Raw genomic sequence first — 25,407 nt, 5'->3', positions numbered from 1 at the left:
GGCATGGCCCCTGCCATTGCCTCCGGAGAGAGTGGTGGAATTACTTGGCGAGCGATTTGCTGCCGTCCTTGTGCCACTGGAAGACCTGGAAATCGAAGGAGTTCAGGTCACCCTGCTTGTTCCAGGACACGGGGCCCAGCACGGTGTCCACGCCGGTGGATTTGTGCATCCAGTCCGCCACCTTGGCGGGGTTGTCGCCAGCGGCCTTGATGGCGGCCAGCAGCGATTGAGTTGCGGCAAACGAAGTCAGCTGGAAGGCACCCGAAGCATTGCGCTTCTTGTCCTGGAAGGCCTTGACCACGGCGGCGTTCTTGGGGTTGGCGGCAAAGTCGGCGGGCAGAGTCACCAGCATGCCTTCGACGGCAGGGCCTGCAATGGCGTTGACTTCGGGGTTGCCCACGCCTTCAGGGCCCATCATCTTGACCTTCAGACCTTGCTCGGCAGCCTGACGCAGCAGCAGACCCATTTCGGGGTGGTAGCCGCCGTAATAGACAAAGTCCACGCCTGCGCCCTTGAGCTTGGTGATGACGGCGGAGTAGTCGCTGTCTCCTGCGTTGATGCCCTCAAACAGTGCCACGTCGATCTTGGCCTTCTTCAGGTCGTCACGTACGGAAGAGGCAATGCCCTGGCCGTAAGACTGCTTGTCGTGCAGCACGGCAACCTTTTTGGGCTTGAGCTTCTCGGCAATGAACTTGGCGGCCGCCGGGCCCTGCTGGTCGTCACGGCCAATGGTGCGGAAGATGAAGTGGTAGTTCTTGCCGTCGGTCAGAGCGGGCGAGGTGGCAGAAGGAGTGACGACCACCACGCCTTCGTTGTTGTAGATGGGCGCTGCGGCAATCGAGGCACCCGAGCAGACGGGGCCGACCACATAGCCGATCTTGTTGTTGACCACGCGGTTGGCAGCGACGGGGCCTTGCTTGGGTTCGCAGGCATCGTCCACGGGTACCAGCTCGATCTTCTTGCCATTGACACCGCCAGCGGCATTGGCCATTTCAACGGCGGTGGTGGCGCCTTCCTTGACCATGTCGCCGTACTGGGTCAGCGCACCGGTGGTGGGGATGACCAGGGCGATCTTGATTTGGGCATGCGCGGTGGAGACCAGGGCGGCACCAGCCAGGCCCAGGGCGGCAACAACGGTTTGCATGCGGAACGGAATGCTCATGAGGACTTCCTTAATCTCGAGAGATGTTCGAAAAGCGCGATTGCTGCCATAGCAGTTCGCGCAAAGAAGCTCAGATTAATCGAGTGGTCAACGAAGGCAACAGGGTATGCAGGGGCTGGTGCAGGCTTTCGGTTTTTGCTATGTCGTGCATAGCAGCTAGTACGCAAGGGCTATGGCGCAGCCTGCATTTGTGATGTATACGCACAGTCCATGCCTGAACTGTAGGCAAGTATCTGCATCAGCGGTCTTTTTGTGCGGATTTCTGTCCTGCCCCAGCGCAGTTCTGAAGGGTTTTTTGTTGCGGCGTGGCAACTTTGAGAGCTTGACGGCTGCTGCCGATTTGAGGGGGATTAAAAAAGTGGATCGCTTTTTAGCTGCAGCAGTCCGCCGGTGACCGGGTGCACCAGCTCCAGTGCTGCCGCATGTAGCAACAGGCGTGGGCTGGCGCAGGCCACGGCTTCGCTGGCATATAGCGCATCGCCCAGCATGGGATGGCCTATGGCCGCCATATGCAGGCGCAATTGATGGGTGCGCCCCGTCAGCGGGCTCAGCAAAACCCGGGTGCAGGGTATTCCTGGTTGGACGGTGTGCTCGATCACCTGCCACAGCGTCTGGCTGCTTTTGCCGGTTTCGTGGTTGATGACACGCAGCGGCCGACGCTCCCAGTCGGCCGCAATCGGCAGGTCTATCAGTTGCCAGCCCCTGTCATTCGCTGTTTCGCTGTGCGCCTGCAACTCGCCGGCCACTACGGCGATATAGCGCTTGTCGACCTTGCGTTCGGCAAAGGCCTGGCTGAGCTGGCGTTGGACGGCCGGATTGCGAGCCATGACGACCAGACCCGATGTGGCCTGATCGAGCCGGTGCACGACCAGTGCATCGCCGAAATGTCGGAGGGCACGCAGGCTCAGGCAGTCTTGCTTGTCGGGGCCGCGACCGGGCACGCACAGCAGGCCCGAGGGCTTGTCGAGCACCAGCAGGTGCTCGTCTTCATACGCACAGTTCAACGCACTCATTCAAACAGCTATCGATTGCTTCAGGGGTTGAGCAGTTCATGCACAGTGGCACAGAACTCCTGCACATCGTTGGGCTTGTGGATCAAGGCTCTGGCTCCGGCTGCAATCGCAGCCTGCTCGATTTCGGCCGTCACATAGCCGGAGGCCAGTGCAACCGGCAGTTGAGGGCTGATCTGCAGAGCCTGTCTGAGCAGGTCCAGTCCGCTGAAACCGGGCATGTTGTAGTCGGTGACTATGAGGTCAAAACGCTGTGGCTCCTCATGCAGGGCGGCCATGGCCTCATGGGGATCGGTAAAGCCCGAGACTTCATAGCCGCGACGGCGCAGCAGGCGCTGAAACAGGAAGACCAGAGCCTGATCGTCGTCCACATACATGACATGGCTGGCGCGCGTGGCCAGGACAGGTTCGGGCAGCGGGGCTTCGGGCTTGTCCATGCGCATGGGCGGCAGCGCAGAGTGGCTGGAAGTCGGGTCGCTGAGAGGAAAGTACAGCGTGAAGCAACTGCCCTGGCCCAGTTCGCTGTGCACATCGACAGCGCCGCCATGGGTGCGCATCACGCCATGTACGACCGAGAGGCCCAGGCCTGTGCCCTGGCCGACCGGTTTGGTGGTGAAAAAAGGCTCGAAGATGCGTCGCTGAGTCGCGACGTCCATGCCTGGGCCGGAGTCCTGCACCATGAAGACCAGGTATTCGGCCACGGCCAGACCCAGGCGTTCGCATTGGTAGCTGTCGGGAGCAATGCGCATGGCCCGCATCTGGATGATGCCGCGCTGACTGCCAATGGCCTGCATGGCGTTGTTGCAGAGATTGAACAGCGCCTGTTCCACCTGAGTGGGGTCGGCTAGCAGCGGCGGCAGATCGTTGGACTCCTGCACCTGCAGCTCTATGGAGGGAGGCAGAGTCACGCGCAGCAGGCGAGCCGTGTCGGACATGACTTCCTGCACCTGAACCGGACGGCGTTCGGGCAGGTCATTGCGGCTGAAGGTCAGAATCTGGCGCACCAGATCGCGGGCGCGGCGACCGGCTTTTTCGATCTCGCGCAGGCTTTCCATGGCAGCCGGGTTGCCGCAGCTATCAGCCTTGGCCAGCTCCACATTACCCAGGATTGCACCCACGATGTTGTTGAAGTCGTGGGCAATCCCACCGGCCATGGTGCCTACGGCCTGCATCTTGTGGGATTCGCGCAGCTGGGTTTCCAGCGCATTGCGCTGGGCTTCGGCGCGATTGCGGCTGGTCAGGTCCCGCGCAAAGATGGTGGTGGTGTCGCCGCTGCTGTGGTGTTCGAAGGAGACGCTGATTTCCATGGGAATCTCACGCCCCGACAGGGTCAGACCCGTCATCTCGCCCAGCACGGCCTGTGTGGTCAGCGAGGAAAAAGCCAGTGCACGAGCGGCATCGGGTAAAAAGCGCTCCAGCGGGCTGCCCAGGGCATCCTGAGGCGAGCACAGAAACAGGGCTGCCGCCGTGGGGTTGAAGACAGTGATGCGCTGATGCTGATCGACGCAGATGATGGCGTCCAGCGCGGAGTTGATGACCGACTCCAGCCGTCTCTCGCTGGAATAAAGCTGCTGGTTGCGCTCTTGCAGCGCCTTGCGCTCGGCAAGCAGCGGGCCCTGGTTGACAACGGCGCACAAATACTGCCAGGTGGCCGGACCGTTTTGCTGGGGCACGACCACGCCGGCCACATGCAGGTCGCCGCAGAGCTCGAATTCTTCGGTGATCTGGAACAGAACCTCGTGCACCTCGGCGCGTCCCATCGCCTTGGCCTGCTCGAAGGCCGTAGTCACGCGCTCTGCGTCGTTGACATGCACAAAGGGCTTGAAGTTGATCAGCAGCCGATCTTTTTCGGTGGGCTGAAATGCGCGGTGAGCCATGGCATTGGCCTGGACCACCATATCGTATTCATCAACCACCAGCAGCGGCAGCGGAATGCTTGCAAACAGCGTTTCAAACCGCTCCGATGCGCTCTCGGCCACGGCCTGGCTGTAATTGAGTACCTCGTTTTGCAGCTCCAGCTCGTGCTGGTAGTTGCGCAACTCCGCCACCAGGGCCTGCAGCGGGTCTTCATCCTCCGGCACCAATGGCTGGGTGTTGGCGCTCAGGCCCAGCGGCGCAGCACCGGGGGCCAGCAGGGCATGCAGAGGCAGGCCGCCATCAATGACAGGCAGCAAGGGAGGGGGAGTGGGTTCAGAGGAGCTCATGAGACAGGCAGAAGACCTCGGCAGTGTAAGCCGGTCCCTGCACCTGCCCTTGAAAAAGGCGGGCAGTCAACCGGTATTCAGGCAACTCGATGCTCGGTTTGGCGGCAGCAACGCCGATTGCATTGATGTCGTGAATACATTCACTGCGGGCGAACAGCAACGGGCGGGCTGGTGTTCGACATTGATTGAGCATAAAAAAGCCAGTGCGGCGGAGCGCACTGGCTTGGGGGAGACCCTGGCTATCAGTCTTCGTAAGCGTCCATGGGCACGCAGCTGCAAAACAGATTGCGGTCACCATAGACGTTGTCCACGCGGCCCACGGGGCTCCAATACTTGGCGCGGCGCAGGGCAGGCACGGGATAGGCGGCGGTTTCGCGGCTGTAGCCATGCTGCCAGTCTGCGGCCAGCAAGGCCTCTGCCGTATGGGGTGCGTTCTTGAGCGGGTTGTCGTCCCTGGGCAGTCTGCCGGCCTCCACTTTGGCAATCTCGGCACGGATGGCGATCATGGCTTCGATGAAGCGGTCCAGCTCAGACAGGCTTTCACTCTCGGTCGGCTCCACCATCAGCGTGTTGGGCACGGGAAAGGACAGCGTCGGTGCGTGGAAGCCGTAGTCGATCAGGCGCTTGGCCACGTCCTCGGCCATCACGCCGCAGCTGTCCTTGAAGTGGCGCAGATCCACGATGCACTCATGGGCCACGTGACCATACTCGCCCGCGTACAGCGTGGGGAAGTGTTCCTTGAGGCGTGCGCTGATGTAGTTGGCGTTGAGGATGGCGGTCTCGGTCGCCAGCTTCAGGCCCGGCTCTCCCATCATGCGGATATACATCCAGCTGATCGGAAGAACGGCTGCATTGCCCAAAGGCGCTGCGCTGACAGCACCCACCCGGCGGACGTCGCCTGCGGTGGCATGCCCCGGCAGAAAGGGCACCAGATCCTCGACCACACACACGGGGCCGACGCCGGGGCCGCCGCCGCCGTGAGGAATGCAGAAGGTCTTGTGCAAGTTCAGATGGCTGACATCGCCGCCGAACTCGCCGGGCGCGGCAAGACCTACCAGGGCGTTCATATTGGCTCCGTCCACATAGACGCGGCCGCCATGGCTGTGCACCAGCTGGCACAGCTCCTTGACCTCGGTCTCGAACACGCCGTGCGTGCTGGGGTAGGTGATCATGATGCAGGCCAGATTGGCGCTGTGCTTCTCGCAGGCCAGCTTCAGATCCGCCATGTCCACGTTGCCGTTGTCATCGCACTTGGTGACCACGACCTGCAGGCCCACCATTTGCGCGCTGGCCGGGTTGGTGCCGTGGGCGCTGCTGGGAATCAGGCAGATATTGCGGTGCGCCTCGCCGCGTGATTCATGGAAGGCCTTGATGGCCAGCAGACCTGCGTATTCGCCCTGGCTGCCTGCATTGGGCTGCAGGCTGATGCCCGCGTAGCCCGTGGCCTGGCACAGCCAGTCGCGCAGCTGCTGATCCAGCTCGGCATAGCCTTGCAGCTGGTTGGCGGGCGCAAACGGGTGGATGTCGGCGAACTCTGGCCAGGTGATGGGAATCATCTCGCTGGTGGCATTGAGCTTCATGGTGCAACTGCCCAGCGGGATCATGCTGCGGTCCAGCGCCAGGTCCTTGTCGCTGAGGCTGCGTATATAGCGCAGCATGGCGGTTTCGGAGTGGTGGGTGTTGAAGACCGGGTGGGTCAGATAGGCCGTGCTGCGCTGCAGGGATTCGGGGATCAGCGAGGTCGGGCCTTCGTCCATGGCCTCGATGGTGGGCAGGGCCTGGCCCTCCTGGGCAAAGATGCTCCAGATCAGCTCGACATCGGTCCGGGTCGTGGTTTCGTCCAGGCTGATGCAGAGATATTCATCCCAGGCCTTGCGCAGATTGACGCCCTTGGATACGGCGCGAGCCGCCAGGGCGTCGGTGGCCTCCCGGGTGTGCAGGCTCACGGTGTCGAAGGCTGTGTCGTGGTGGTGGGCGCTGAAGCCCAACTGGGCCAGGCCACGGCTCAGAATCGCTGTGAAGCGTGCCACACGCTGGGCGATGCGCCTCAACCCCTGGGGGCCGTGGTAGACGGCATACATGCTGGCAATCACGGCCGGCAGGACCTGGGCCGTACAGATATTGGATGTCGCTTTCTCGCGGCGGATATGCTGTTCGCGTGTCTGCAGAGCGAGGCGGTAGGCGGGCTTGCCATGCGCATCGACGCTGACACCCACCAGACGGCCGGGCAGGCTGCGCTTGTATTCGTCGCGACAGGCCATGAAGGCCGCGTGCGGACCGCCCGCGCCCATGGGCATGCCGAAGCGCTGGCTGTTGCCCACGACAATATCGGCATCCCATTCGCCGGGCGGTGTCAGCAGGGTCAGAGCCAGCAGGTCGGTGGCCACGATGGCGGCGGCCTGCTTGGCGTGAATGGCTTGCACATCGGCCTTCCAGTCCACGATCCAGCCGCTGGACGCGGGGTACTGGATGACGGCAGCAAACAGATCGCCTGCCAGCGCGGCCTCCCACTCTTGCTGGCTGTTGGCGATCACCACTTCGATGCCGATCGGCCGGGCGCGGGTCTCGATGACTTCAATCGTCTGCGGGTGCAGATCGCCGGCCAGCACGATGCGATGGCTTTTGGATTTGACAGAGCGCCTGGCCAGCGTCATGGCCTCGGCGGCTGCCGTGGCCTCGTCCAGCATGGAAGCATTGGCAATCGGCATGCCGGTCAGGTCGGTCACCATGGTCTGGAAGTTGACCAGCGCCTCCATGCGGCCTTGCGAGATTTCGGCCTGGTAGGGGGTATAGGCCGTATACCAGGCTGGATTCTCGAGGATGTTGCGCAAGATGACGCCCGGCGTGTGCGTGCCGTAGTAGCCCTGGCCGATAAAGCTCTTCAGAACCTGATTCTTGCTGGCGATGGCCTTGAGTTCGGCCAGCGCAGCGGCTTCGGTAATCGGCGCCGGAAGATCCATGGGCCTGGCGCGTGCGATGGAGTCGGGCATCACATCGCGAATCAAGGCATCCAGCGAGGGCTTACCGATGGCGGCCAGCATTTTTTGCTGCTCATCGGCGTCCGGGCCTATATGACGGGGGATGAATTCGTGGCTGTTTTCCAGCGCTTCCAGGGAAGCGACGGGGGCGGGAGGCGACATCAGCATGGGAGGGACCTATTCTCAAATACTGTGACTGACGGTTTGCATGCCAGGCATGCGTGAATGCCGTATGCCTGAAGGCATGCGGCCGGCGCTTCAAGCAGCGCTGGCTTGTTCCAGCGCGGTGTTCATCAGAGCCAGGCGTTCGCTTTCCTGGTCGGCATATTCCCAATCGGGATATTTGCTGCGTGCCACGGTGTTCAGCCATTGCTGGCAGGCCAGGGCAAGCAGGGCTTGCTGTTGCAGATCGGCATCGATGCTGCCTGTGATCTTGAGCTGACCAAAGGCGGTGGCCACGTGGGCGCGACAGACCGAGCGCAGATAGATCTGGTTCATGTCATCGCTGGCCAGCCACTGGGCCTTGGCCGCATCGTCATGAGCCAGCATGCCCTCGGGCACGGGCAGATCCCAGTTGCTCAGTTGCTGCTGCAAAAAGCGCAGGGCCTTGGCGTTGCCGCCTGTTTGCTCCTGGTACCACTCTTGAAGAGCGGCCAGTGTGTCGCTGCCATCATCGCTGCCGAAGGGGCTGAAGTCGTCACCGCCGTCGTAATAGAAGTCCTGGGCTGCGATGCGCGCAAAGGTCGGGTGGCTGGTCTCGCGGGCGAGACCGACGTCCGGATCGTCAAAATACAGAATGGTGCTCATGGCTGCATGCAAAAACGGCCTTCGCAATGCGAGGGCCGTTGATACGCTTAGTTGTCCTTGGCGAAGTCGTTGTAGGCGGTCTCTTCCATCAGGCCTTCGAGCTCGCCCACATTGCTCATCTTGACCTTGAAGAACCAGCCAGCGGCCAGCGGGTCGCTGTTGGCGAGCGACGGGTCATCGCGCAGGGCTTCGTTGACTTCGACGATCTCGCCGGTCACGGGCATGTAGACATCGGCAGCGGCCTTGACGGACTCGACCACGCCAGCCACATCGCCGGCCTTGAAGCTGGAGCCCACGGCAGGCAGGTCCACAAACACCACATCGCCCAGCGCATCCTGTGCGTGTACGGTGATGCCGACGATGGCGGCATTGGTGTCAGCGGCGTTGATCCATTCGTGTTCTTTGGAATACTTGATGCTCATGGAAAGCTCCAGATGGGGGATTCAGGGGAATCGGGTGTTGTTTGAGAAAGGTCCAGCTCGCACTTTAGCGGTGTTCTGGCCGCTGTTTGGCAAACTGGCCCGTCTCATGCGCGGCGGCAGACCTAGCCGCGGTAGTAGCGGGTGGGAACGAAGGGCGTGGCGACCACCTTCATGGGCACGGGCTTGCCGCGCACCATGGCGAAGATTTCCGTATCGATGGCGGCGTAGTCGGGCTCGACATAGGCCAGCGCCACGGGCTGGTTGAGCGTGGGGCTGAGCAGGCCGCTGGTGATGTGGCCGATATGCTGTCCGTCCATGTTCTCCAGCACGGCGGGCTCGCGCACGGGAATGCGTTCCAGCGCAATCAGGCCCACGCGCTTGCGGCGCAGCGACTGAGGGTTCTGCAATTGCTCCAGCACGATGGCCGCGCCGGGAAAGCCGCCCTCGCGCTCGCCGCCGGTGCGGCGCACCTTCTGCATGGCCCAGTTCAGCGCGGCTTCAACGGGAGTGGTGCTGGTGTCTATGTCGTTGCCGTACAGGCAAAGCCCGGCTTCAAGACGCAGCGAGTTGCGCGCGCCCAGACCGATGGGGGCCACCTCGGGCTGAGCCAGCAGCGCTTCGGCAAAGGCTTCGGCAGCATCGCCGGGCAGGGAGATTTCAAAGCCGTCCTCGCCCGTATAGCCGCTGCGCGTGATGTAGAGCGCATGGCCTTGCCAGTCGAAGTGATTGCCGGTCATGAAGACCAGTTGCGTCACACCGGGAATCAGACGCGAGAGGGCCGTGACGGCTTGCGGGCCTTGCAGGGCCAGCAGGGCGTGCTCGGGCAGTGGGACGACCTCGCAGCGGCTACCGATGCGGTTCTGGATATGAGCGATATCGGCCTCTTTGCAGGCACCGTTGACGATGAGGAACAGATCTTCGCTGCGGTTGACGAACATCAGGTCGTCGAGAATTCCGCCTTGTTCATCGAGCAGCAGGCCGTAGCGCTGCTTGTGCAGGCCCAGGTCCATGACATCGACGGGCATCAGCGATTCGAGCGCGGCGGCGGCATCGGGGCCGCGCAACAGCAACTGGCCCATGTGCGAGACATCGAACAGGCCGGCGGCCTTGCGCGTGTGCAGATGCTCGGCCATCAGGCCTTGAGGGTATTGCACGGGCATGGCGTAGCCGGCAAACGGCACCATGCGGGCACCCAGTTTCTGGTGCAGTGCAAACAGCGGTGTGGAACACAGATCGGAAGAGGTGTCAGCAGCAGTCACAGGCAAGCGCTCCGGTGGTCAAACCAAAATGAGTGGCCATGCATGGCTGGGCCATGCGTGGCGGGCTTGCCCTGCTGTCCGCTTTACCTGAGAGATTCACTGCATGCATTGCATCGAGCAGTTTGCTCCTTCGGTGGATGCCGGCGCACATACGAAATGACGGCCTGCATCTCTCTCCAGCAAGGGACGCTGCAGGTTTGCACACCTTGCAGCGCTTGTCAGTCCTTTTGCCTGAGCGTTTTGACACCGGGTTGGGGTCTGCGCCTTCGGCGGTGCGAGGCAGCTTCAAGCTGCAGGCACTCTCTCCTGACCTTGGCGATTCTAGCGGTGGGCAAGGGGCTTGCACCACCGAATCGGATGGATTCTGGGGTTTTCGAGCACAGATCGCTGGAATTGAGCTTGCGGTCTCACTGCGGTTCTGTGTTCATGGCGGGCGTTCGAGGAACATCGATCTCCTGGCGCGGAAACACCAGTTGGTAGGGCTGCTCGAAGCAGGACGTCACGGGCTGGCCCTGGCGCATGCCGGGCTTGAACTTCCAGCGTTCGAGCGAGCGCAGTATGGACTTCACGATGCGGGGATCGGTATCGGCGGGCTGGTAGGCCACACGGCCGAGTTCGCCCTGGGCCGTGACTTCCAGGCGGAAGACCACCGTGGTCTCCAGCCCGTTCGGAAACCAGTGGGCGCTGATGAAAGGCGTGGTGTGGCGGCGTGGCTGCGGTTGCCGATCGAGCTGGGCGGGTGGTGTGCAGTCTGCATTGATCCAGGCAGGCCAATTTACGGTTTGGCCTCCGGAAGCCGAGGCGGAGTCAGCCTGGGGCTGGGGAGTGATGTCGGCCACCTTAGGCGCCATGGCTGGGTTGCCAGCGCAGGCACTGAGCAGCAGAGCTCCCAAGACGGCCGCGTATGCAGCAAGACAGCGTGAGTGGCGTGAAGTATCCATGGCGGCATTCTCGGTCATCCCCAGTCGATTTCGGCAGACCTGGTGGAGTCGGTCGTTCAGCCAGGGCCGGGCTGCCTTGCTCCAGAGCTTGTCCTGCAGGGGCAAACATCATGTCCGGCAGGGACTAAACAGAATTTTCCCCATGGATAGGATTATGACGTTCGTCAAAAAATGTTTATTCAAGGAGAGAAAATGCCCGAAAAAGCCACGAATGAATTTTGGAAATATCTGAAGCCGATTCCTGAATGTTTTCAGCCCGATGCGCAGCCAGAGGTTTATATTCAGAACGCTCCAACGGAGGATGAGCGTTATTATGTTCCATTCTCTGAAACCGTTTCCTCTCGTCCCCTCTGGATTTCTCCATCACAAAACAAATGGTGCGATATTCTGATGGCGAAGGAGGCCGGTCTGGTGAACCGCCATTACCATCCGCACGAAGTGTTTGCCTACACGATTTCGGGGAAGTGGGGCTATCTGGAACATGACTGGACAGCCCGTGCTGGTGATTTCGTCTACGAGACCCCCGGAGAAGGCCATACCCTGGTGGCCTATGAACATGAGCAGCCCATGCGTGCGTTCTTTATCGTCAAGGGACCGCTGATCTGGCTCGATGATGACGGAAAGCCTGACGGATATTTCGATGTTCACAGCTACATAGAACTATGCCGAAAGCATTATGAAAAAATCGGCATAGGTGCAGATTATGTGGACACGCTGTTTCGGTAGTTGTCCGAAGCTGGATTGAAAATCCATCAATGAAAGGCGGTATTTCCTGAAGGATGAAATAGACCGCCAAAGACGGAATGGAGAGAGACATGAAAAATCAAGATGAAAATCTAAAAAGCGGGTGGGGGAGCTATGAAAACAAGCTGCTGATCATTCTGTTTTTTACTTTCGGGATTGTTTTTTTTGACCGGCTGGCATTGTCGTTTTTATTTCCCTTTGTCTCCAAGGAACTGGATCTGAACAATGCCCAGCTGGGCATGCTGTCGTCCATTCTGGCATTGGCATGGGCGGCTTCTGGTGCATTCTTCGGGGCCTATACAGACCGCAAGGGCGGACGCAAAACGGTGCTGATTCTTTCGGTGCTGATGTTCTCTCTGTGCTCGGCCCTGTCGGGTCTGGTGGGCGGTTTTGTCGGCCTGCTGTTGTTGCGAGCGCTGATGGGCCTTGCCGAAGGGCCGGTGCTGCCGCTGTCGCAGACACTGATGGTCGAGGCCTCCACGCCAAGCCGTCGCGGCCTCAACATGGGCTTGCTGCAGGGCTCGTCTGCGGGCTTGCTGGGTGCCGTGATCGCACCGCCGGTGATTGTTGCGTTGGCCGTGGCCTATGGTTGGCGCACGGCGTTCTACCTGACCTGTGTTCCCGGGCTGATTGCCGCCGCGCTCATCTGGCTTCATGTGAAAAACACAGATGGCGGGCGTGCAGATGAGCTCGCTGCAGCCCTGCAGACAGGCTCGCGCTGGGCTCTGCTGCGTGAACGCAATATCTGGTTGAGCGTGCTGATCAGCTGTGTTTTCATGGCCTGGTTTGTGATCATCATCTCCTTTGCGCCGACCTATCTGGTCAATGCCAAGGGTTTCGGGCCGGGCACGATGAGTGCTGTCATGAGTTGCATGGGTGTGGCCTGGGTCATCTGGGGCTTTGCCGTGCCCGCCATTTCGGACCATATCGGTCGCCGTCCGGCACTGATCTTTTTTTCCTTTGTGGCGGCTTGCTGCCCTCTGGCCTTTCTGTATGCGCAATCGCCGGTGGTGATGGGCGGCTTGCTGCTGCTGACCTATACCGGCCTGGGCTGCTTCACGCTCTTCATGGCCACGATTCCGGCCGAGACCGTTCCGCGAGCAGCCATGGCCACTGCATTGGGGATGATCATGGGTTTTGGCGAGTTGATCGGCGGTTTCATCGCCCCGACCCTGGCCGGGGTGGCAGCCGACCGATGGGGGCTTGATGTGGTGATGTGGGTGGCTGCTGCAGGAGCCTTGCTTGCCGGCTTGCTTTCCTTGGGGCTGATTGAGACAGCGCCCAGGCGCGTTGACGACAGGCAGCCGGCTGCAGCATTGAAGGAGTCGCAGGCATGAAGGCTTTGAAATGGCATGGTGCCCGCGATCTGCGCCTGGAAATCATCGAACGCCGGCCCTTGAAGGCCGCAGAAATCCGTATCGAGGTCGCGTACTGCGGGATCTGCGGCAGCGATATGCACGAGTATCTGCATGGACCCGACTCTATACCGGTCGAGGTCCCGCATCCCTTGTCCAACAGTGTCGCACCCATAGTCATCGGCCACGAGTTCTGCGGCACGGTGGTGGAGGTGGCTGCGGATGTCACAGGGCTGCATATCGGAGACAGAGTCGCCGTGGAGCCGGAGTACCGCTGCGGCCAGTGCAGCTATTGCTGCGGGGGGCGCTATAACCTGTGCGAATCCATGGGCTTTGTGGGGCTCATGGGAGACGGCGGAATGGCAGAGGAAGCTGTGATTCCCGCTTATATGGCATATGTGCTTCCCCCGTCCTTGAGCTTCAGGCAAGCGGCGGTGGCCGAGCCCGCCGCAGTGGCATTGCATGCTGTGCGCCAAAGCGCATTGCGCCCTGGCGAGGCCTGCGTCATCTTCGGCATGGGGGCTATTGGTCTGCTGCTGGTGATGATGGCCAAGCACCATGAAGCGGGCCGCATTATTGCCGTCGACGTCGATGCCCGGCGCCTGCGCCTGGCGCGCGAGCTCGGCGCCTGCGACACGCTCGATGCCAGCCAGGGCGATGTCGTGCAGCAAGTGCGCGAACTTACAGGCGGGCAGGGCGTGCCGGTATCGTTCGAAGCCGTGGGTCGCCCGGAAACCTTGAGAGGGGCGCTTGGCGTACTGAGCAAGGGCGGTGAAGCCGTGCTGCTGGGGCTCATGCCCGAGGCGAGCATCGATACCTTCGACCTGGTCAACCGCGAGCTGCGCATTACCTCCAGCGTGGGCTATCGGGGCTTGTATCCGGAGCTGCTGGCGCTGATGGCTTCCGGGGTTGTGGATGCCGGACGTATCGTGACCCATACCGTTAGTCTGGATGCCGCCATACAGGACGGTTTCGAGCGACTGGCATCTGCCGGGGATGCTATCAAGGTGCTGGTTCAGCCGCAGCCGGATGCCGTTGCCCGATTCGCCCGTCCCCACGCTTTTGCCCACAGCTCCTGAGCCTTGCTGGCGCCTGCAGCTTCTGCCGCTAAGTCATGGCACGTAGCTGACCGTGCTGCGCACGCATCTGTGTGGGCGTCATGCCATGGTGTGAGCGGAACCTGCGTGCAAAGTGGGCCTGGCTGGCAAAGCCGCAGCGGTAGGCGATCTCGGCAATGCTGTAGCGGTTCAGCGCAGTCTGGCGCAATTCCATGGCTGCACGTTCCAGGCGGCGCACGAGAATCAGCTCGGTCACGCTGTGTCCCTCGGCCTGCAACAGCCGGTTCAGGTGCCTCAGGGAGACACCTGAGGCGGAAGCGACTTCGCTCGCATCCAGCGAGTGGCGGTGCAGGTGTTGGTCGATATGGGCGCGCGCGGCCAGCAGGTGGGAGGCGCGTAGTGCACTGCTGCCTGCTGCTTCTCCAGCCAGCATGGTGCGCAGCAGGTCGCAGGCCTCGAACTGCATGCGATCCTGGTCCACCCTTTCGGGGTGGGCCATGGCATTGCCTACCAGCTTCTGGAACGCGTGATTGAGCACGCGTCCGCTGCCCGTCGCCCCCGACACACAGATCGGGCCGGGAAGTTGCGCGCGGCTGCAGTTGCGGTAGAACCAGTCGGCAGGCGTATCCACGAGGAATTGGTGCATCTGGTGGGTGAAGCCGAACAGATAGGCATGCCGGGTGTCATAGATCACCAAGTCGCCCGGAGCGAGATGGATGCAGCTGCGCTCCTGATAGAAGAAGGCACCGCTGCTGAGCACCAGTGAAACGAAAACCGACTCCTTGGGATGCTGGCGCACCAGCTGTGGCGTGCGCTCGATGACATGGGCATTGCCGTCGATGTCTGCCAGGGCCAGCTGGCCCAAGCGCATATTGCTCTGCCGCGCGTTCAGACCTTCGTCGGCGTAGGATGAGCAGCGCAATCCGACCAGAAAAGAAGCGTTATAGGCTTCCCATTGGTCCAGGCGCTGGCTGGCGGGAAAGGCATCCGTAGCGATCCGGTTCACCGCACATGGCGCAAGCGAGGGCATGGGGGTCTCCTTGGCAGGTTCTTATAGTGTGTGCCGACCAAGTGGAGTCAGTAGATGTCGGCAGTGCCGAGCAAACTCTAACATGCCATGTTTGCGCCTCGCTCCGTGAAGTTACGGGGTGGCAGGTCGCAAATCATGGTCGCGACGCCTGCATGCATCAAGGCTGAGGGCGCGAATCCAGCCGCTTTGCTTTGCCGGCTGAAGAAGGGGAGTCCGCATCCGCTTTCATGTCGGCGCAGGCGCGCCACCAGGCTGAACCCGCATGCGGAGCGTTCAGGTCCAGGCGCTCGCCCATCATGGGCGTGGCGATCTCTATGCCGTGCTGCCTGCCCAGGCTCAGGATCTGCTCGAAGGGGTCCCACCAGGCATGCATGGCGAGGTTGAAAGTGCCGTTGTGTATGGGCAGCAGCCACTGGCCGCCGAGATCCCGGTGTGCCTGCACGGTCTGCGCCGGATGCATATGGACATAGGGCCAGTGAGCGTCGTAGGCGCCGGTCTCCATCAACGTGACATCGAAGGGGCCGAAGTGCCTGCCGATTTCGGCAAAACCGTCGAAGTAGCCGCCATCGCCGCTGAAGAAGACGCGCAGCGGCCTGTCGGCCTGGCGATCTTCTATGGTCCAGGACGCCCAGAGCGTGCGGTTGCCGTCGCGCAGGCTGCGTCCCGAGAAATGCTGGGCCGGCGTGGCCGTGAAGCGCAGGCCGTCGACCTCGCTGCCCTGCCACCAGTCATGCTGCACGATATTGTCGGCTGGCACGCCCCAGGCCAGCAGTCTGTCTCCCACTCCCAAGGGGCAGAGAAAAACGCCCACCTTGGGCGCGAGCACGCGAATGGTGGCGCGGTCCAGATGGTCGTAGTGGTCATGCGAGAGCAGCACGCCGCGCAAGGCAGGCAACTCGTCCAGGGCAATCGGCGGGGCATGAAAGCGCTTGGGGCCGGCAAACGATAGCGGCGAGGCGCGCTCGGAAAACACCGGGTCCGTCAGCCACCAGCCGCCGCGCAGCTTCATCAGCAGTGTCGAATGGCCCAGGCGATACAGGCTGCGTTCGGGCGCGAGGTTCAACTCGGTCGTGCTCAGCGGCAAAACGGGCAGCGCCTTGCCCGGCTGGGAATCGGCCGGCTTGTTGAAGAAGAACTTCCATAGCGTCCCGGCATCGGGCTTGGGGCTGTTGGCCGGGCGCGGATGCGTGTTGCGAAAACGCCCGCCCGAATACTGGGGCGAGTCCTCGTAGTCGGTGATGGAGGTGGAGAGACTTGGTTTGCGAAACAAGATCGGGCGCCTTAGTAAGACATTGGCCGCAGTTTGGGATGGTTTGCAGCGCTGCAAGAGCCGGCTTGCAAGAGGCCGTAACACAGGCACGGCCATTCAGGTGCTTTCTCGGGGCGGATGCGACACTCGCTGTCCGAGGAGCAAATACACATGAATCCCATGGTTCACAATTTGGAGAGCATGCTGGCGGCCGGCAAGGACGGTGCGCTGCTGCGCTATACCCTGGGCAAGGCCTATGCCGACGACGAGCAGATGGCCGTGGCGCGCGAGCATCTGCGCAAGGCCACGGCACTGGATGCCGAATACTCCGTTGCCTGGAAGCAGCTGGGCAAGGTGGAGCTGGCGCTGGGCGATGCGCAGGCGGCGCGAGCCGCCTGGCAGCAAGGGCTGAGCTGCGCCCAGGCCAAGGGCGATGCCCAGGTCGTCAAGGAGTTGCAGGTGTTTTTGCGGCGCCTGGACAAGCAGGCTGATGGCGCTTAGGAGCTATCAAAAAAATAGCTGATAACGCTTGTGATTCAAGCGTTATCAGCCAATTTATTCTGAAGTTAATCAGTGTGCGCCGGCGGCCGCGTCGGCGGCTCCTGCGGCAGAGGCCGGGCGCTTGGTGAACCAGATCAGCACGATCAGGCTCAGGAACAGAAAGGACGATGCCAGAAAGATGTCGTCGGCGGCCCGCGTGAAGGCCTGCTGATCGATCAGCCGGTTGATCTGGGCATAGGCCTGTTCGGCACTCATGCCCGCTGCCTGCAGGTTTCTGACCGTGCTGGCAAACGTGCCCTGGCCTTGCACCAGCAGCTCGGTCAAATGGGCATGGTGCATGGAAGCCCGGCTTTCCCAGAGCGTGGTGGCAATCGAGGTGCCCATGGCGCCCGCGGTGATCCGCACGAAGTTGGACAGGCCTGCTGCGGCCGGAATGCGGTCCGGCGTCAGTCCGCTCAGCGTGATGGTAGTCAGCGGAATGAAGAAGAAGGCCATGGCGCCGCCCTGGATCAGCGTGGGAATCAGGATGTGGGCGAAGTCGGTCTCCACGGTGAACTTCGAGCGCATCCACAGCACCATGGCAAACACGATGAAGGCAATCGTGGCCATCTTGCGCGGATCCCAGACACCGACCTTGCGGCCCACCATGGGCGTGAGCAGGATGGCCAGCAGGCCCACCGGCGCCAGGGCCAGGCCGGCCGAGGTGGAGGTGTAGCCCATCCATTGCTGCAGCCACAGCGGTAGCAGCACCACATTGCCGAAGAACAGGCCGTAGGCGATCGATAGCGCGATCGAGCCGGCCGCAAAGTTGCGACGCTTGAACAGGCGCAGATCGACGACGGGATGGGCGTCGGTCAGCTCCCAGACCACGAATACGGCAAAGGCCACGACAGCGATCACCGCAAAGGCGATGATTTCATTGGAGGCAAACCAGTCCAGCTCCTTGCCCTTGTCCAGCATCAGCTGCAGCGCCGCCACCCAGAGCACGAGCAGGGACAGGCCCACGGTGTCGATGGGCAGCTTGCGCGTGGGCGTTTCGCGGTTGCGGTAGATGCTCCAGGTCATGAGGGCCGAGAGCAGGCCCACGGGCACATTGATGTAGAAGATCCAGGGCCAGGAAATATTGTCCGTGATCCAGCCGCCCAGCAGTGGCCCGACCACGGGAGCGACCAGCGTGGTCACGCCCCAGAGCGATAGCGCCACACCGGCCTTGGCGGGCGGATAGCTGGACAGCAGCAGGGTCTGCGACAGCGGAATCATAGGGCCGGCCACGGCGCCTTGCAGCACGCGGAACAGCACCAGCATCTCCAGCGAGGAGGCAAAGCCGCAGAGCCAGGAGGTCAGCACGAACAGCAGCACGCTCATGGTGAACAGGCGCACGGCGCCGAAGCGCTGGGTGAGCCAGCCCGTCAGCGGCACGGAGATGGCATTGGCCACACCAAAGCTGGTGATGACCCAGGTGCCCTGGCTGGGGCTGACACCCACATCGCCGGAGATAGCCGGAATGGCCACGTTGGCGATGGACGAGTCCAGCACGTTCATGAAGGTGGCCAGCGATAGTGCCAGCGTGCCCAGGGCGAGCTGCGCGCCCTTGAGCGGGGCTATGGCTGGCGGCATGGGGCGGGCCGCCGGAGCCGGTGGCGAGGCGCCCGCTCCGGGATTGGCAGAAGTCGAGGAAGTCATGGCTGATTCCGCGTCTTACTGCGCAGGCTGGGCAGCGGGTTGGGCGGGCACGGCCGGGGCCTGGACGGGCAGATCGGCCAGCTGGGTCAGTGCCGGCAGCTTGTCGCCGGCGATGATGTGCTGGATGCGCTGCTCGGCCTGGGCCAGGCTGCCGTCATAGACGGTGGTCTGGGCCACGGGCTCGCTGCGCGGCGTGCTGGCCAGGGCTTGGCCGTCCTTGTCGCGGATATCGACCTTCGCGTCCATGGACAGGCCTACACGCAGCGGGTGCTGCTTGAGCGCTTCGGGCTCCAGGCTGATGCGCACGGGAACGCGCTGCACCACCTTGATCCAGTTGCCGGTCGCGTTCTGCGCGGGCAGCAGTGCAAACGCCGCACCCGTGCCCGCGCCCAGGCCCACGACCTTGCCTTCGTACGTGGTCTTGTCGCCGTAGACGTCGGCGGTCAGCTCCACCTTCTGGCCCATGCGCAGATCGGCCAGCTGGCTTTCCTTGAAGTTGGCGTCCACCCAGAGCTTGTGCAGATCGACCACGGTCAGCAGCGGTGAGCCGGCGGCCACGCGCTGGCCCAGTTGCACGCCGCGCTTGGCCACAAAACCGTCCACGGGCGCGATCAGCCGCGTGCGCTGCAGGGCCAGATAGGTCTCGCGCACCTTGGCTGCGGCTGCCATGACGGCGGGGAAGTCCTCGGCCGTCGTGCCCTTGGTCTGGGCTTCGGCGGCCGTCAGCTGGGCCTTGGCAGCACGCACGGCGGCTTCTGCGGCCGCCACGGCGTTGCTGGCAGCCGTGGCCAGGGCCTTGGCATGGTCAAACTCTTCCTTGCCCACGGCACCGGTGGCCGTGAGCGGGCGGCGGCGCGCCACATCGTCGTTGGCCTTGGCGGCATCGGCCTTGAGGCGCAGCAGATCGGCTTCACGCTGGGCCACCTGGGCGGCCAGCGGGGCGTTGTTGGCATACAGGGTGCGGGTCTGGCGCGCAGTCTGGGCCAGCTGCGACTCGGCCTGGGCCAGCTGCACCAGATAGTCGGCAGGGTCCAGCTGCACCAGCAACTGGCCGGCCCGGACATAGTCGGTATCGTCGGCACCGATGCTGATCACGGTGCCGCCGACCTGGGGCGTGATCTGCACCACGTTGCCGGCCACATAGGCGTTGTCCGTGGTCTGGTAGTTGCGGGCCACCATCCAGTGCCAGCCGCCCCAGGCGATGGCGGCCACGGCGACAGCGGCCGCCACGATGGTCAGGCCCTTGCGGCGGCCCGCAGGGTTGGCGCTGGGCGTAGCTGCCGCAGGAGCTTGGGGAGCGTTCTGAGTAGGCTTGGTGTCGGTCATGATTGGGCGCTTTGTTATCTGTGAAGCGGTTTTGCGCTATTGAAAAAGAGGAGCTGCTAGTGCTTGTCAATAAAAGAATTGAGTGTGTTTTTGCCTTGAGTTCATTGATGGCAAAGCGATAGCAGCTATTGATTTTTTTAGCCCGATGTTTATTGCAGGGCAACAGCCGGGGTGTCGTCGCTCCAGCCGCCGCCCAGGGCTGCGGCCAGGGCCACGCGGGTGTCGAGCTCGCGCGCCTGCAGGTCTACGGCCAGACGGCGCTGGTTGATGAGCTGGGTTTCGGTGTTGAGCACGGTGATCTGGCTACCCAGGCCTGCCTGATAGCGCTGCACGGCAAAGTCATAGGCCCGTTCGGCCTTGGACAGCGACTCGGTTTGCAGCTGCTGCTGGCGCTGCAGCGATTGCACGGTGGCTATCGCGTCGCCCGCCTGCTTGACGGCATCGAGCACGGCGCCGTTGTACTGGGCGATGGCGGTGTCGAGATCGGCCTGTTTGCCGCGCAACTGGGCGCGCAGGCGCTTGCCGTCGAAGATAGGCAGGCGCAGCGCAGGCGTGATGCCCATCTGGCGCGAGCTGCCTTGCAGCAGATTGTCCAGGCCCAGCGCGTTGAGGCCCACGAAGGCGGTCAGATTCACATCGGGGTAGAAGTCGGCCCTGGCCGATTCAATGCCTTGCGTGGCCGCTTCCACGCGCCAGCGCGCGGCCACCACATCGGGGCGGCGGCCCAGCAGATCCGCGCCCAGAGCCTGCGGCACGGGCTGGATGCGCAGCACCGACAGTCTGGGCGAGAGCGCATTTTGCGCATCGGGCGCCTGGGCGCAGAGCACGGCAATCGTGCGGCGCGCCAGCGTGATCTGCTCGCCAAGCATCTCGATCTGGGTCTGGGCATCGGGCATGCCGGCCTGGGCCTGGGTCAGCTCCACCTGGCTGTCGAGGCCCGCTCGGGTGCGCTGCTCGCTCAGGTTCAGCAAGGACTGGCGCTGGCCCAGCGTGCGTTCTGCCACTTCCTTCTGGGCAATCAGCCGGGCCAGGGCGATATAGCTGCGTGCTACCTGTGCGGCCAGCTGGTTGGCGGCAGCAGCGCTGTCGGCCTTGGCGGCGCGTGCCTGGCCCAGCGCGGCCTGCAGGTCCGCGCCGTGCTTGCCGAAGAAGTCGGGCGACCAGGACAGACCAGCCTGCAGATTGCCGCTGTTGTAGATATTGCCCGCGATGGGGGCGGGAATCATGCCGTTGGCCGTGTAGCGCTGGCGTGTGGCGTCGGCGCTCAGCGTGCCGCGCACATCGCTGGCCGTGCTGCTGGCCGTGGCCAGAGCTGCGGCTTTTTCAAAGCGGGCGTTGCTGGCGGCCAGGCTGGGGCTGCCGGCCAGGGCCTGATCGATGAGCTGATTGAGCTGGGCATCGCCCAGACCTGTCCACCATTGGGAGGAGGCGAGTGCCGTGGCGTCCGCAGCGCTGAGGCTGGCGGAGCCGTTCAGGCCGACATCGGCCGAGCCCAGTCGTGCCAGCGGCTGGTGCGTGGGCCCTTGCGAGGCACAGCCTGCCAGTGCGAGAACGGCGGCCAGTGCTGCGGTTGTCAGCAGCGAACGGCCGGCGGCGCGCTCGGTGGCGGTTTTGCGTGAAGGTCTAGAGGTCATGGAAAAGTGCCAGTGGTTTTTATTGAAATAGGGCGGTGAAAAAAGTAGGCAGCAGGCCAGCCTAGTCCCCGGGGTCGCGGCCTGCCTCGTTCGTTTGGATGGGGGGCTTGCCTGGCTCCTGGGTCAGGGCCTCTCGCAGCGCATCGCCGTTGACCAGCATGCGCTGCAGCATGGACAGCATCAGCGTGCATTCGCTGTGGCTGAAGCCGCGCAAATGGCCGTTGAGCACCTTGGTCAGAACCTTGGGCACCTGGGTGGCGACGCTGCGTCCCTCCTCGGTGAGCACCAGATGCACCACGCGCCGGTCGGTGGTGGAGCGCTCGCGGCGCAGCAGCCCCTTGGCCTCGATGCGGTCCAGCGCGCGCGTCACCGAAGCCGGGTCCATGCCCAGGTCCTTGGCCAGCGTGCTGCTATTGGTGTCGGCGCAGATCAGCAGCTTGTACAGCGGCAGCCATTGCACATAGGTCAGTCCTTGCTCGGCCAGCTGGGCGTCGGCCAGCTGCAGGATGGAGCTGAGCACGCGCCGCATGAGAAAGCCAATGCTTTTGTCCGGCGCGTAGACCCCTGCCTGATAGAAGAAGCTGGATTCGTCCTGCGGGTCGATGATGGGGTCGGTCTGGTTTTGCAATGGCGCCACCAATATTTGCTTGGTCAATGATTGAGTCGGCAATTATTGTGCAGTTGCAAAAAAATGTCAGCAAGGTTTTGAATGGAGCCGGATCTGCCTGCGTAGTCTCTGTTTTTGTTGCTATGAAAACAAAAGCAGTTTGCGCATTGTTGGTATGCGCTAGAGCCTTGTCGGACTCATAAAAAAAGCCCGGCCATGAAGACCGGGCTTGCTGAAGGCTGCTTCAGGCTCAGAGCGGCACGCGCAGCACGACCACGATCACCAGGCCCAGGGCCAGATTGAGGGAAACCCATTTGCGGATGCTCTCCAGCGCCTTGCCGCCTGCAGGCCAGTCCTTGAGCTGCACGGCCGCATCCAGGCGCTTGAACAGCGCAAAGCGGATATGACCGAACACGGCCATCATCACCAGGCCCAGAATGCTCATCACGATCCAGTTGACCGGCATATTGAACTGGCCGCCGGCCTGGGCGGCCATGGCGTGAATGCTGCCTATCATGCCGATGCCGGTGGCGAGCACGACGACCACCAGCACGAGGACCCAGGCAAAAAAGCGCTGCAGCACGCCGTGCATCAGCGTCACGCGCTCGGGCGGCTGCAGTCCCTGGACGGCAGGACGCAGAAAGAAATGTGCGAAGAACATGCCGCCTACCCAGATGATGATGGCCAGAAGGTGCAGAAGTTTGAACAGAATGAAAAGCATGGTTTGTGGGGCTTGATTGGGGAGACATCGCAAGCCTAACGGAGATCGTCCTACGGGTGGAACACACAGGCCGAAATAGCAGGACTTTCGCTTTGCCCAGGTCTGATTAGACTTGGCTGTAATCCACAACAGCCAGCAATGGCGCAGGAGTCCTTATGTCAGAACAAGCCACCGTCGTCGCCTTCAAGCAGTCTTCCGGGCGGGTTGCCTTGCGCACCGACAACGGCCGCTTTGTGCTGGCCGAGCAGACCGATTCCAGCGCGCTGCGTGAAGGACAGAGTCTGAACGGCAATATGAGCGAGTTCGGCCCGGAGGTCTGGAGCGATGACAGCGGGCAAAATCATTACGAAGTCTTTGTGCTGGGCTGGGATCTGTCGCAGGAAGCGGTCGAGCTGGAGATGTGATGTGTTGATCCTGAAAAAACAGCTGCCAGCGCTTGATTGACAGGCGCTGGCAGCTTTTTCTTTTTGGATTTTCCTGGAGCCGGGGCTTTCACCCCGGCGCGCCCTGTTACTTCTTCAGGTCGAAGCGGTCCAGTTCCATGACCTTGACCCAGGCAGCGACGAAGTCCCGGTAGAACTTCTGCTCGTTGCCCTTTTCAGCATAGACCTCGGCCACGGCACGCAGAATGGCGTTGGAGCCGAAGACCAGATCCACGCGGGTGCCGGTCCACTTCTTGGCGCCGCTCTTGCGGTCCACGCCTTCGTAGTTGCCATCCTCCAGAGGCTGCCACTGTGTGCCCATGTCCAGCAGGTTGACGAAGAAGTCGTTCGTCAGCTTGCCCGGAGTCTGGGTCAGCACGCCGTGGTTGCCGGCGGTGTTGATGTTGATGGCGCGCAGGCCGCCGATCAGCACGGTCATCTCGGGGGCCGTGAGCGTCAGCAGCTGGGCCTTGTCGATCAGCAGGGCTTCGGCAGGTGCCGGGAAACGTCCTTGCAGATGGTTGCGGAAGCCGTCGGCCTTGGGCTCCAGCGGCGCAAAGGATTCAGCATCGGTCTGCTCGTCGCTGGCGTCGCCGCGGCCGGGAGTGAAGGGCACGTTGATCTTCACGCCAGCGTCTGCCGCTGCTTTTTCAACGCCCGCGCTGCCGGCCAGCACGATCAGATCGGCCAGCGAGATGCGCTTGTCGCCCTCGGCAGCCTTGTTGAATTCGCGCTGGATTTCCTCGAGCTTGCCCAGTACCTTGGCCAGTTGCGCAGGGTTGTTGGCGGCCCAGTCCTTTTGCGGAGCCAGTCGGATGCGGGCACCGTTGGCACCGCCGCGCTTGTCCGAACCGCGGAAGGTGGAGGCCGAGGCCCAGGCCGTGGCCACCAGCTCCTGCACCGACAGGCCCGATGTCAGCAGCCTGGCCTTGAGGGCGGCCACATCGGCGTCGTTGACCAGTTCATGCTTGGCGGCGGGGATGGGGTCTTGCCAGATCAGCTCTTCCCGGGGGACTTCTGGGCCCAGATAGCGTGCACGCGGGCCCATGTCGCGGTGGGTCAGCTTGAACCAGGCGCGGGCAAAGGCTTCGGCAAAAGCCTGCGGGTTTTCGAGGAAGCGGCGCGAGATCTTCTCGTAGGCCGGGTCCATGCGCAGCGACAGGTCGGTGGTCAGCATGGTGGGCTTTTTGTTGGGGCCGCCATGCGCGTCGGGGATGACATCGCCAGCGTCCTTGGCAACCCACTGAATGGCACCCGCAGGGCTTTTTTCCTGCACCCATTCATACTTGAACAGGTTCTCGAAGAAGAAGTTGCTCCACTGTGCAGGAGTCTGGGTCCAGGTCACTTCCAGGCCCGAGGTGATGGCATCGCCGGCCTTGCCGGACTTGTAGCTGCTGGCCCAGCCCAGGCCCTGGGCTTCCAGGCCGGCGGCTTCGGGTTCGGCACCCACATGGCTGGCGGGGCCCGCACCATGGGTCTTGCCGAAGGTGTGGCCACCGGCGATCAGCGCCACGGTTTCTTCGTCATCCATGGCCATGCGGGCAAAGGTGTCGCGGATGTCATGCGCGGCCGAGAGGGGGTCGCCATTGCCGTCCGGGCCTTCGGGGTTGACATAGATCAGACCCATCTGCACGGCGGCCAGCGGGTTCTCGAGGTCGCGCTCGCCGCTGTAGCGGCTGTGCGGGTTCTGGGTGGGGGCCAGCCATTCCTTCTCTGCACCCCAGTACACATCCTGATCGGGTTCCCAGGTGTCCACGCGACCGCCACCGAAGCCGAAGGTGCGAAAGCCCATGGTTTCCAGGGCGACGTTGCCGCACAGCATCATCAGGTCGCCCCAGGAAATCTGGTTGCCGTACTTTTGCTTGATCGGCCACAGCAGGCGGCGCGACTTGTCGATGTTGACGTTGTCGGGCCAGCTGTTGAGCGGGGCAAAGCGCTGCTGGGCGCGACCGGCGCCGCCGCGACCGTCCTGAATGCGATAGGTGCCGGCGGCGTGCCAGGCCATGCGGATGAACTGAGGGCCGTAGTGGCCGAAGTCTGCAGGCCACCAGTCCTGCGAGTCGGTCATCAGGGCACGCAGGTCGCGTTTGACGGCTTCATAGTCCAGCTTCTGGAAAGCCTGGGCGTAGTTGAAGTCTTCACCCAAGGGGTTGCTTTTGGCGGAGTGCTGGCTCAGCAAATCCACGCGCAGCTGATTGGGCCACCAGTCCTTGTTGCTGGTGGCGTTGCCTGCGGCGGCGGTTTCGCTGTTCTGTCCTTGGTGGAAGGGGCACTTGGATTCAGTAGTCATGGGG

General features: G+C 62.7%; 21 protein-coding genes and 2 riboswitches. Of the genes, 5 read left to right on the top strand and 16 right to left on the bottom strand.

What is annotated here, in order from left to right:
- Positions 1–40 precede the first annotated feature (40 nt).
- The 8 genes from Cth01_RS08440 to Cth01_RS08405 all read right to left on the bottom strand — a co-directional run bounded on the left by Cth01_RS08440 (position 41) and on the right by Cth01_RS08405 (position 10,783).
- Positions 41–1,162 carry a branched-chain amino acid ABC transporter substrate-binding protein gene (locus Cth01_RS08440; RefSeq protein ID WP_034352399.1) on the bottom strand — a complete coding sequence of 374 codons (1,122 nt, stop codon included), beginning with the start codon at positions 1,160–1,162 and terminating at the stop codon, positions 41–43.
- A gap of 350 nt (positions 1,163–1,512) precedes the next feature.
- Entirely contained in the window at positions 1,513–2,175 is a 663-nt protein-coding gene (locus Cth01_RS08435) for an RluA family pseudouridine synthase (RefSeq protein ID WP_045838941.1), read from the bottom strand.
- A 20-nt stretch (positions 2,176–2,195) separates the two neighbouring features.
- Positions 2,196–4,376, bottom strand: coding sequence for a PAS domain-containing hybrid sensor histidine kinase/response regulator (locus tag Cth01_RS08430; RefSeq protein WP_034352405.1), 2,181 nt, complete (start codon positions 4,374–4,376; stop codon positions 2,196–2,198).
- A 242-nt stretch (positions 4,377–4,618) separates the two neighbouring features.
- Complete coding sequence (gcvP, locus tag Cth01_RS08425) at positions 4,619–7,522, bottom strand: aminomethyl-transferring glycine dehydrogenase (protein ID WP_045838940.1); 2,904 nt, start codon at positions 7,520–7,522, stop codon at positions 4,619–4,621.
- Positions 7,523–7,612: 90 nt separating this feature from the next.
- A complete protein-coding gene (locus Cth01_RS08420) occupies positions 7,613–8,161 on the bottom strand; it encodes a MolR family transcriptional regulator (RefSeq protein WP_034379659.1) in 549 nt (182 codons plus the stop codon).
- 47 nt (positions 8,162–8,208) lie between these two features.
- Positions 8,209–8,583 (bottom strand): glycine cleavage system protein GcvH, encoded by a 375-nt coding sequence (gcvH, locus tag Cth01_RS08415; RefSeq protein WP_034352415.1) that lies wholly within the window; start codon positions 8,581–8,583, stop codon positions 8,209–8,211.
- Between the two features lie 122 nt (positions 8,584–8,705).
- Entirely contained in the window at positions 8,706–9,842 is a 1,137-nt protein-coding gene (gene gcvT / locus Cth01_RS08410) for a glycine cleavage system aminomethyltransferase GcvT (RefSeq protein ID WP_174447044.1), read from the bottom strand.
- Between the two features lie 64 nt (positions 9,843–9,906).
- A riboswitch (glycine riboswitch) is annotated at positions 9,907–10,032 on the bottom strand.
- Between the two features lie 19 nt (positions 10,033–10,051).
- A riboswitch (glycine riboswitch) is annotated at positions 10,052–10,161 on the bottom strand.
- A gap of 88 nt (positions 10,162–10,249) precedes the next feature.
- The gene (locus Cth01_RS08405; RefSeq protein WP_233425130.1) at positions 10,250–10,783 is read right to left on the bottom strand and encodes an energy transducer TonB; all 534 of its coding nucleotides are present in this window, start codon (positions 10,781–10,783) and stop codon (positions 10,250–10,252) included.
- A gap of 192 nt (positions 10,784–10,975) precedes the next feature.
- On the opposite strand from Cth01_RS08405, the gene Cth01_RS08400 reads away from it, so the two are divergent.
- From Cth01_RS08400 to Cth01_RS08390, 3 genes are all read left to right on the top strand, one after another.
- Positions 10,976–11,509 carry a 2,4'-dihydroxyacetophenone dioxygenase family protein gene (locus tag Cth01_RS08400; RefSeq protein ID WP_034395257.1) on the top strand — a complete coding sequence of 178 codons (534 nt, stop codon included), beginning with the start codon at positions 10,976–10,978 and terminating at the stop codon, positions 11,507–11,509.
- 89 nt (positions 11,510–11,598) lie between these two features.
- Complete coding sequence (locus tag Cth01_RS08395) at positions 11,599–12,864, top strand: MFS transporter (protein ID WP_045839142.1); 1,266 nt, start codon at positions 11,599–11,601, stop codon at positions 12,862–12,864.
- Positions 12,861–13,961: a 2,3-butanediol dehydrogenase gene (locus tag Cth01_RS08390; protein WP_045838938.1), complete on the top strand. Its 1,101-nt coding sequence runs from the start codon at positions 12,861–12,863 to the stop codon at positions 13,959–13,961. Before Cth01_RS08395 ends, Cth01_RS08390 begins: the two co-directional genes overlap by 4 nt.
- A gap of 28 nt (positions 13,962–13,989) precedes the next feature.
- On the opposite strand, the gene Cth01_RS08385 is transcribed toward Cth01_RS08390, so the two are convergent.
- Both Cth01_RS08385 and Cth01_RS08380 read right to left on the bottom strand, forming a co-directional pair.
- A complete protein-coding gene (locus tag Cth01_RS08385; RefSeq protein ID WP_045838937.1) occupies positions 13,990–14,970 on the bottom strand; it encodes a helix-turn-helix domain-containing protein in 981 nt (326 codons plus the stop codon).
- 157 nt (positions 14,971–15,127) lie between these two features.
- Positions 15,128–16,240, bottom strand: a complete 1,113-nt coding sequence (locus tag Cth01_RS08380; protein WP_045838936.1) for an MBL fold metallo-hydrolase — start codon at positions 16,238–16,240, stop codon at positions 15,128–15,130.
- A 150-nt stretch (positions 16,241–16,390) separates the two neighbouring features.
- On the opposite strand from Cth01_RS08380, the gene Cth01_RS08375 reads away from it, so the two are divergent.
- Positions 16,391–16,720: a hypothetical protein gene (locus Cth01_RS08375; RefSeq protein ID WP_012838243.1), complete on the top strand. Its 330-nt coding sequence runs from the start codon at positions 16,391–16,393 to the stop codon at positions 16,718–16,720.
- A gap of 69 nt (positions 16,721–16,789) precedes the next feature.
- Here Cth01_RS08375 and Cth01_RS08370 read toward each other — a convergent pair whose 3' ends face one another.
- The 5 genes from Cth01_RS08370 to Cth01_RS08350 form a co-directional block, all read right to left on the bottom strand.
- Positions 16,790–18,403: a DHA2 family efflux MFS transporter permease subunit gene (locus tag Cth01_RS08370; protein WP_034352435.1), complete on the bottom strand. Its 1,614-nt coding sequence runs from the start codon at positions 18,401–18,403 to the stop codon at positions 16,790–16,792.
- A 15-nt stretch (positions 18,404–18,418) separates the two neighbouring features.
- Complete coding sequence (locus tag Cth01_RS08365; protein WP_045838935.1) at positions 18,419–19,729, bottom strand: HlyD family secretion protein; 1,311 nt, start codon at positions 19,727–19,729, stop codon at positions 18,419–18,421.
- A gap of 149 nt (positions 19,730–19,878) precedes the next feature.
- Positions 19,879–21,363: an efflux transporter outer membrane subunit gene (locus tag Cth01_RS08360; protein ID WP_045838934.1), complete on the bottom strand. Its 1,485-nt coding sequence runs from the start codon at positions 21,361–21,363 to the stop codon at positions 19,879–19,881.
- Positions 21,364–21,424: 61 nt separating this feature from the next.
- The gene (locus Cth01_RS08355) at positions 21,425–22,000 is read right to left on the bottom strand and encodes a MarR family winged helix-turn-helix transcriptional regulator (protein WP_012838247.1); all 576 of its coding nucleotides are present in this window, start codon (positions 21,998–22,000) and stop codon (positions 21,425–21,427) included.
- A 220-nt stretch (positions 22,001–22,220) separates the two neighbouring features.
- Positions 22,221–22,691, bottom strand: a complete 471-nt coding sequence (locus Cth01_RS08350) for a CopD family protein (RefSeq protein ID WP_004340685.1) — start codon at positions 22,689–22,691, stop codon at positions 22,221–22,223.
- Between the two features lie 155 nt (positions 22,692–22,846).
- Between Cth01_RS08350 and Cth01_RS08345 the strand changes: the two genes are divergently transcribed.
- Positions 22,847–23,095 (top strand): hypothetical protein, encoded by a 249-nt coding sequence (locus Cth01_RS08345; RefSeq protein WP_034352444.1) that lies wholly within the window; start codon positions 22,847–22,849, stop codon positions 23,093–23,095.
- Positions 23,096–23,201: 106 nt separating this feature from the next.
- On the opposite strand, the gene katG is transcribed toward Cth01_RS08345, so the two are convergent.
- Entirely contained in the window at positions 23,202–25,403 is a 2,202-nt protein-coding gene (katG, locus tag Cth01_RS08340; RefSeq protein ID WP_045838933.1) for a catalase/peroxidase HPI, read from the bottom strand.
- Positions 25,404–25,407: the final 4 nt, after the last annotated feature.

Source organism: Comamonas thiooxydans (assembly GCF_000964545.1).
GTDB classification, from domain to species: domain Bacteria; phylum Pseudomonadota; class Gammaproteobacteria; order Burkholderiales; family Burkholderiaceae_C; genus Comamonas; species Comamonas thiooxydans.
The sequence above is the reverse complement of the archived record's forward strand: the minus strand, read 5'-3'. Positions and strand labels throughout refer to the sequence as shown.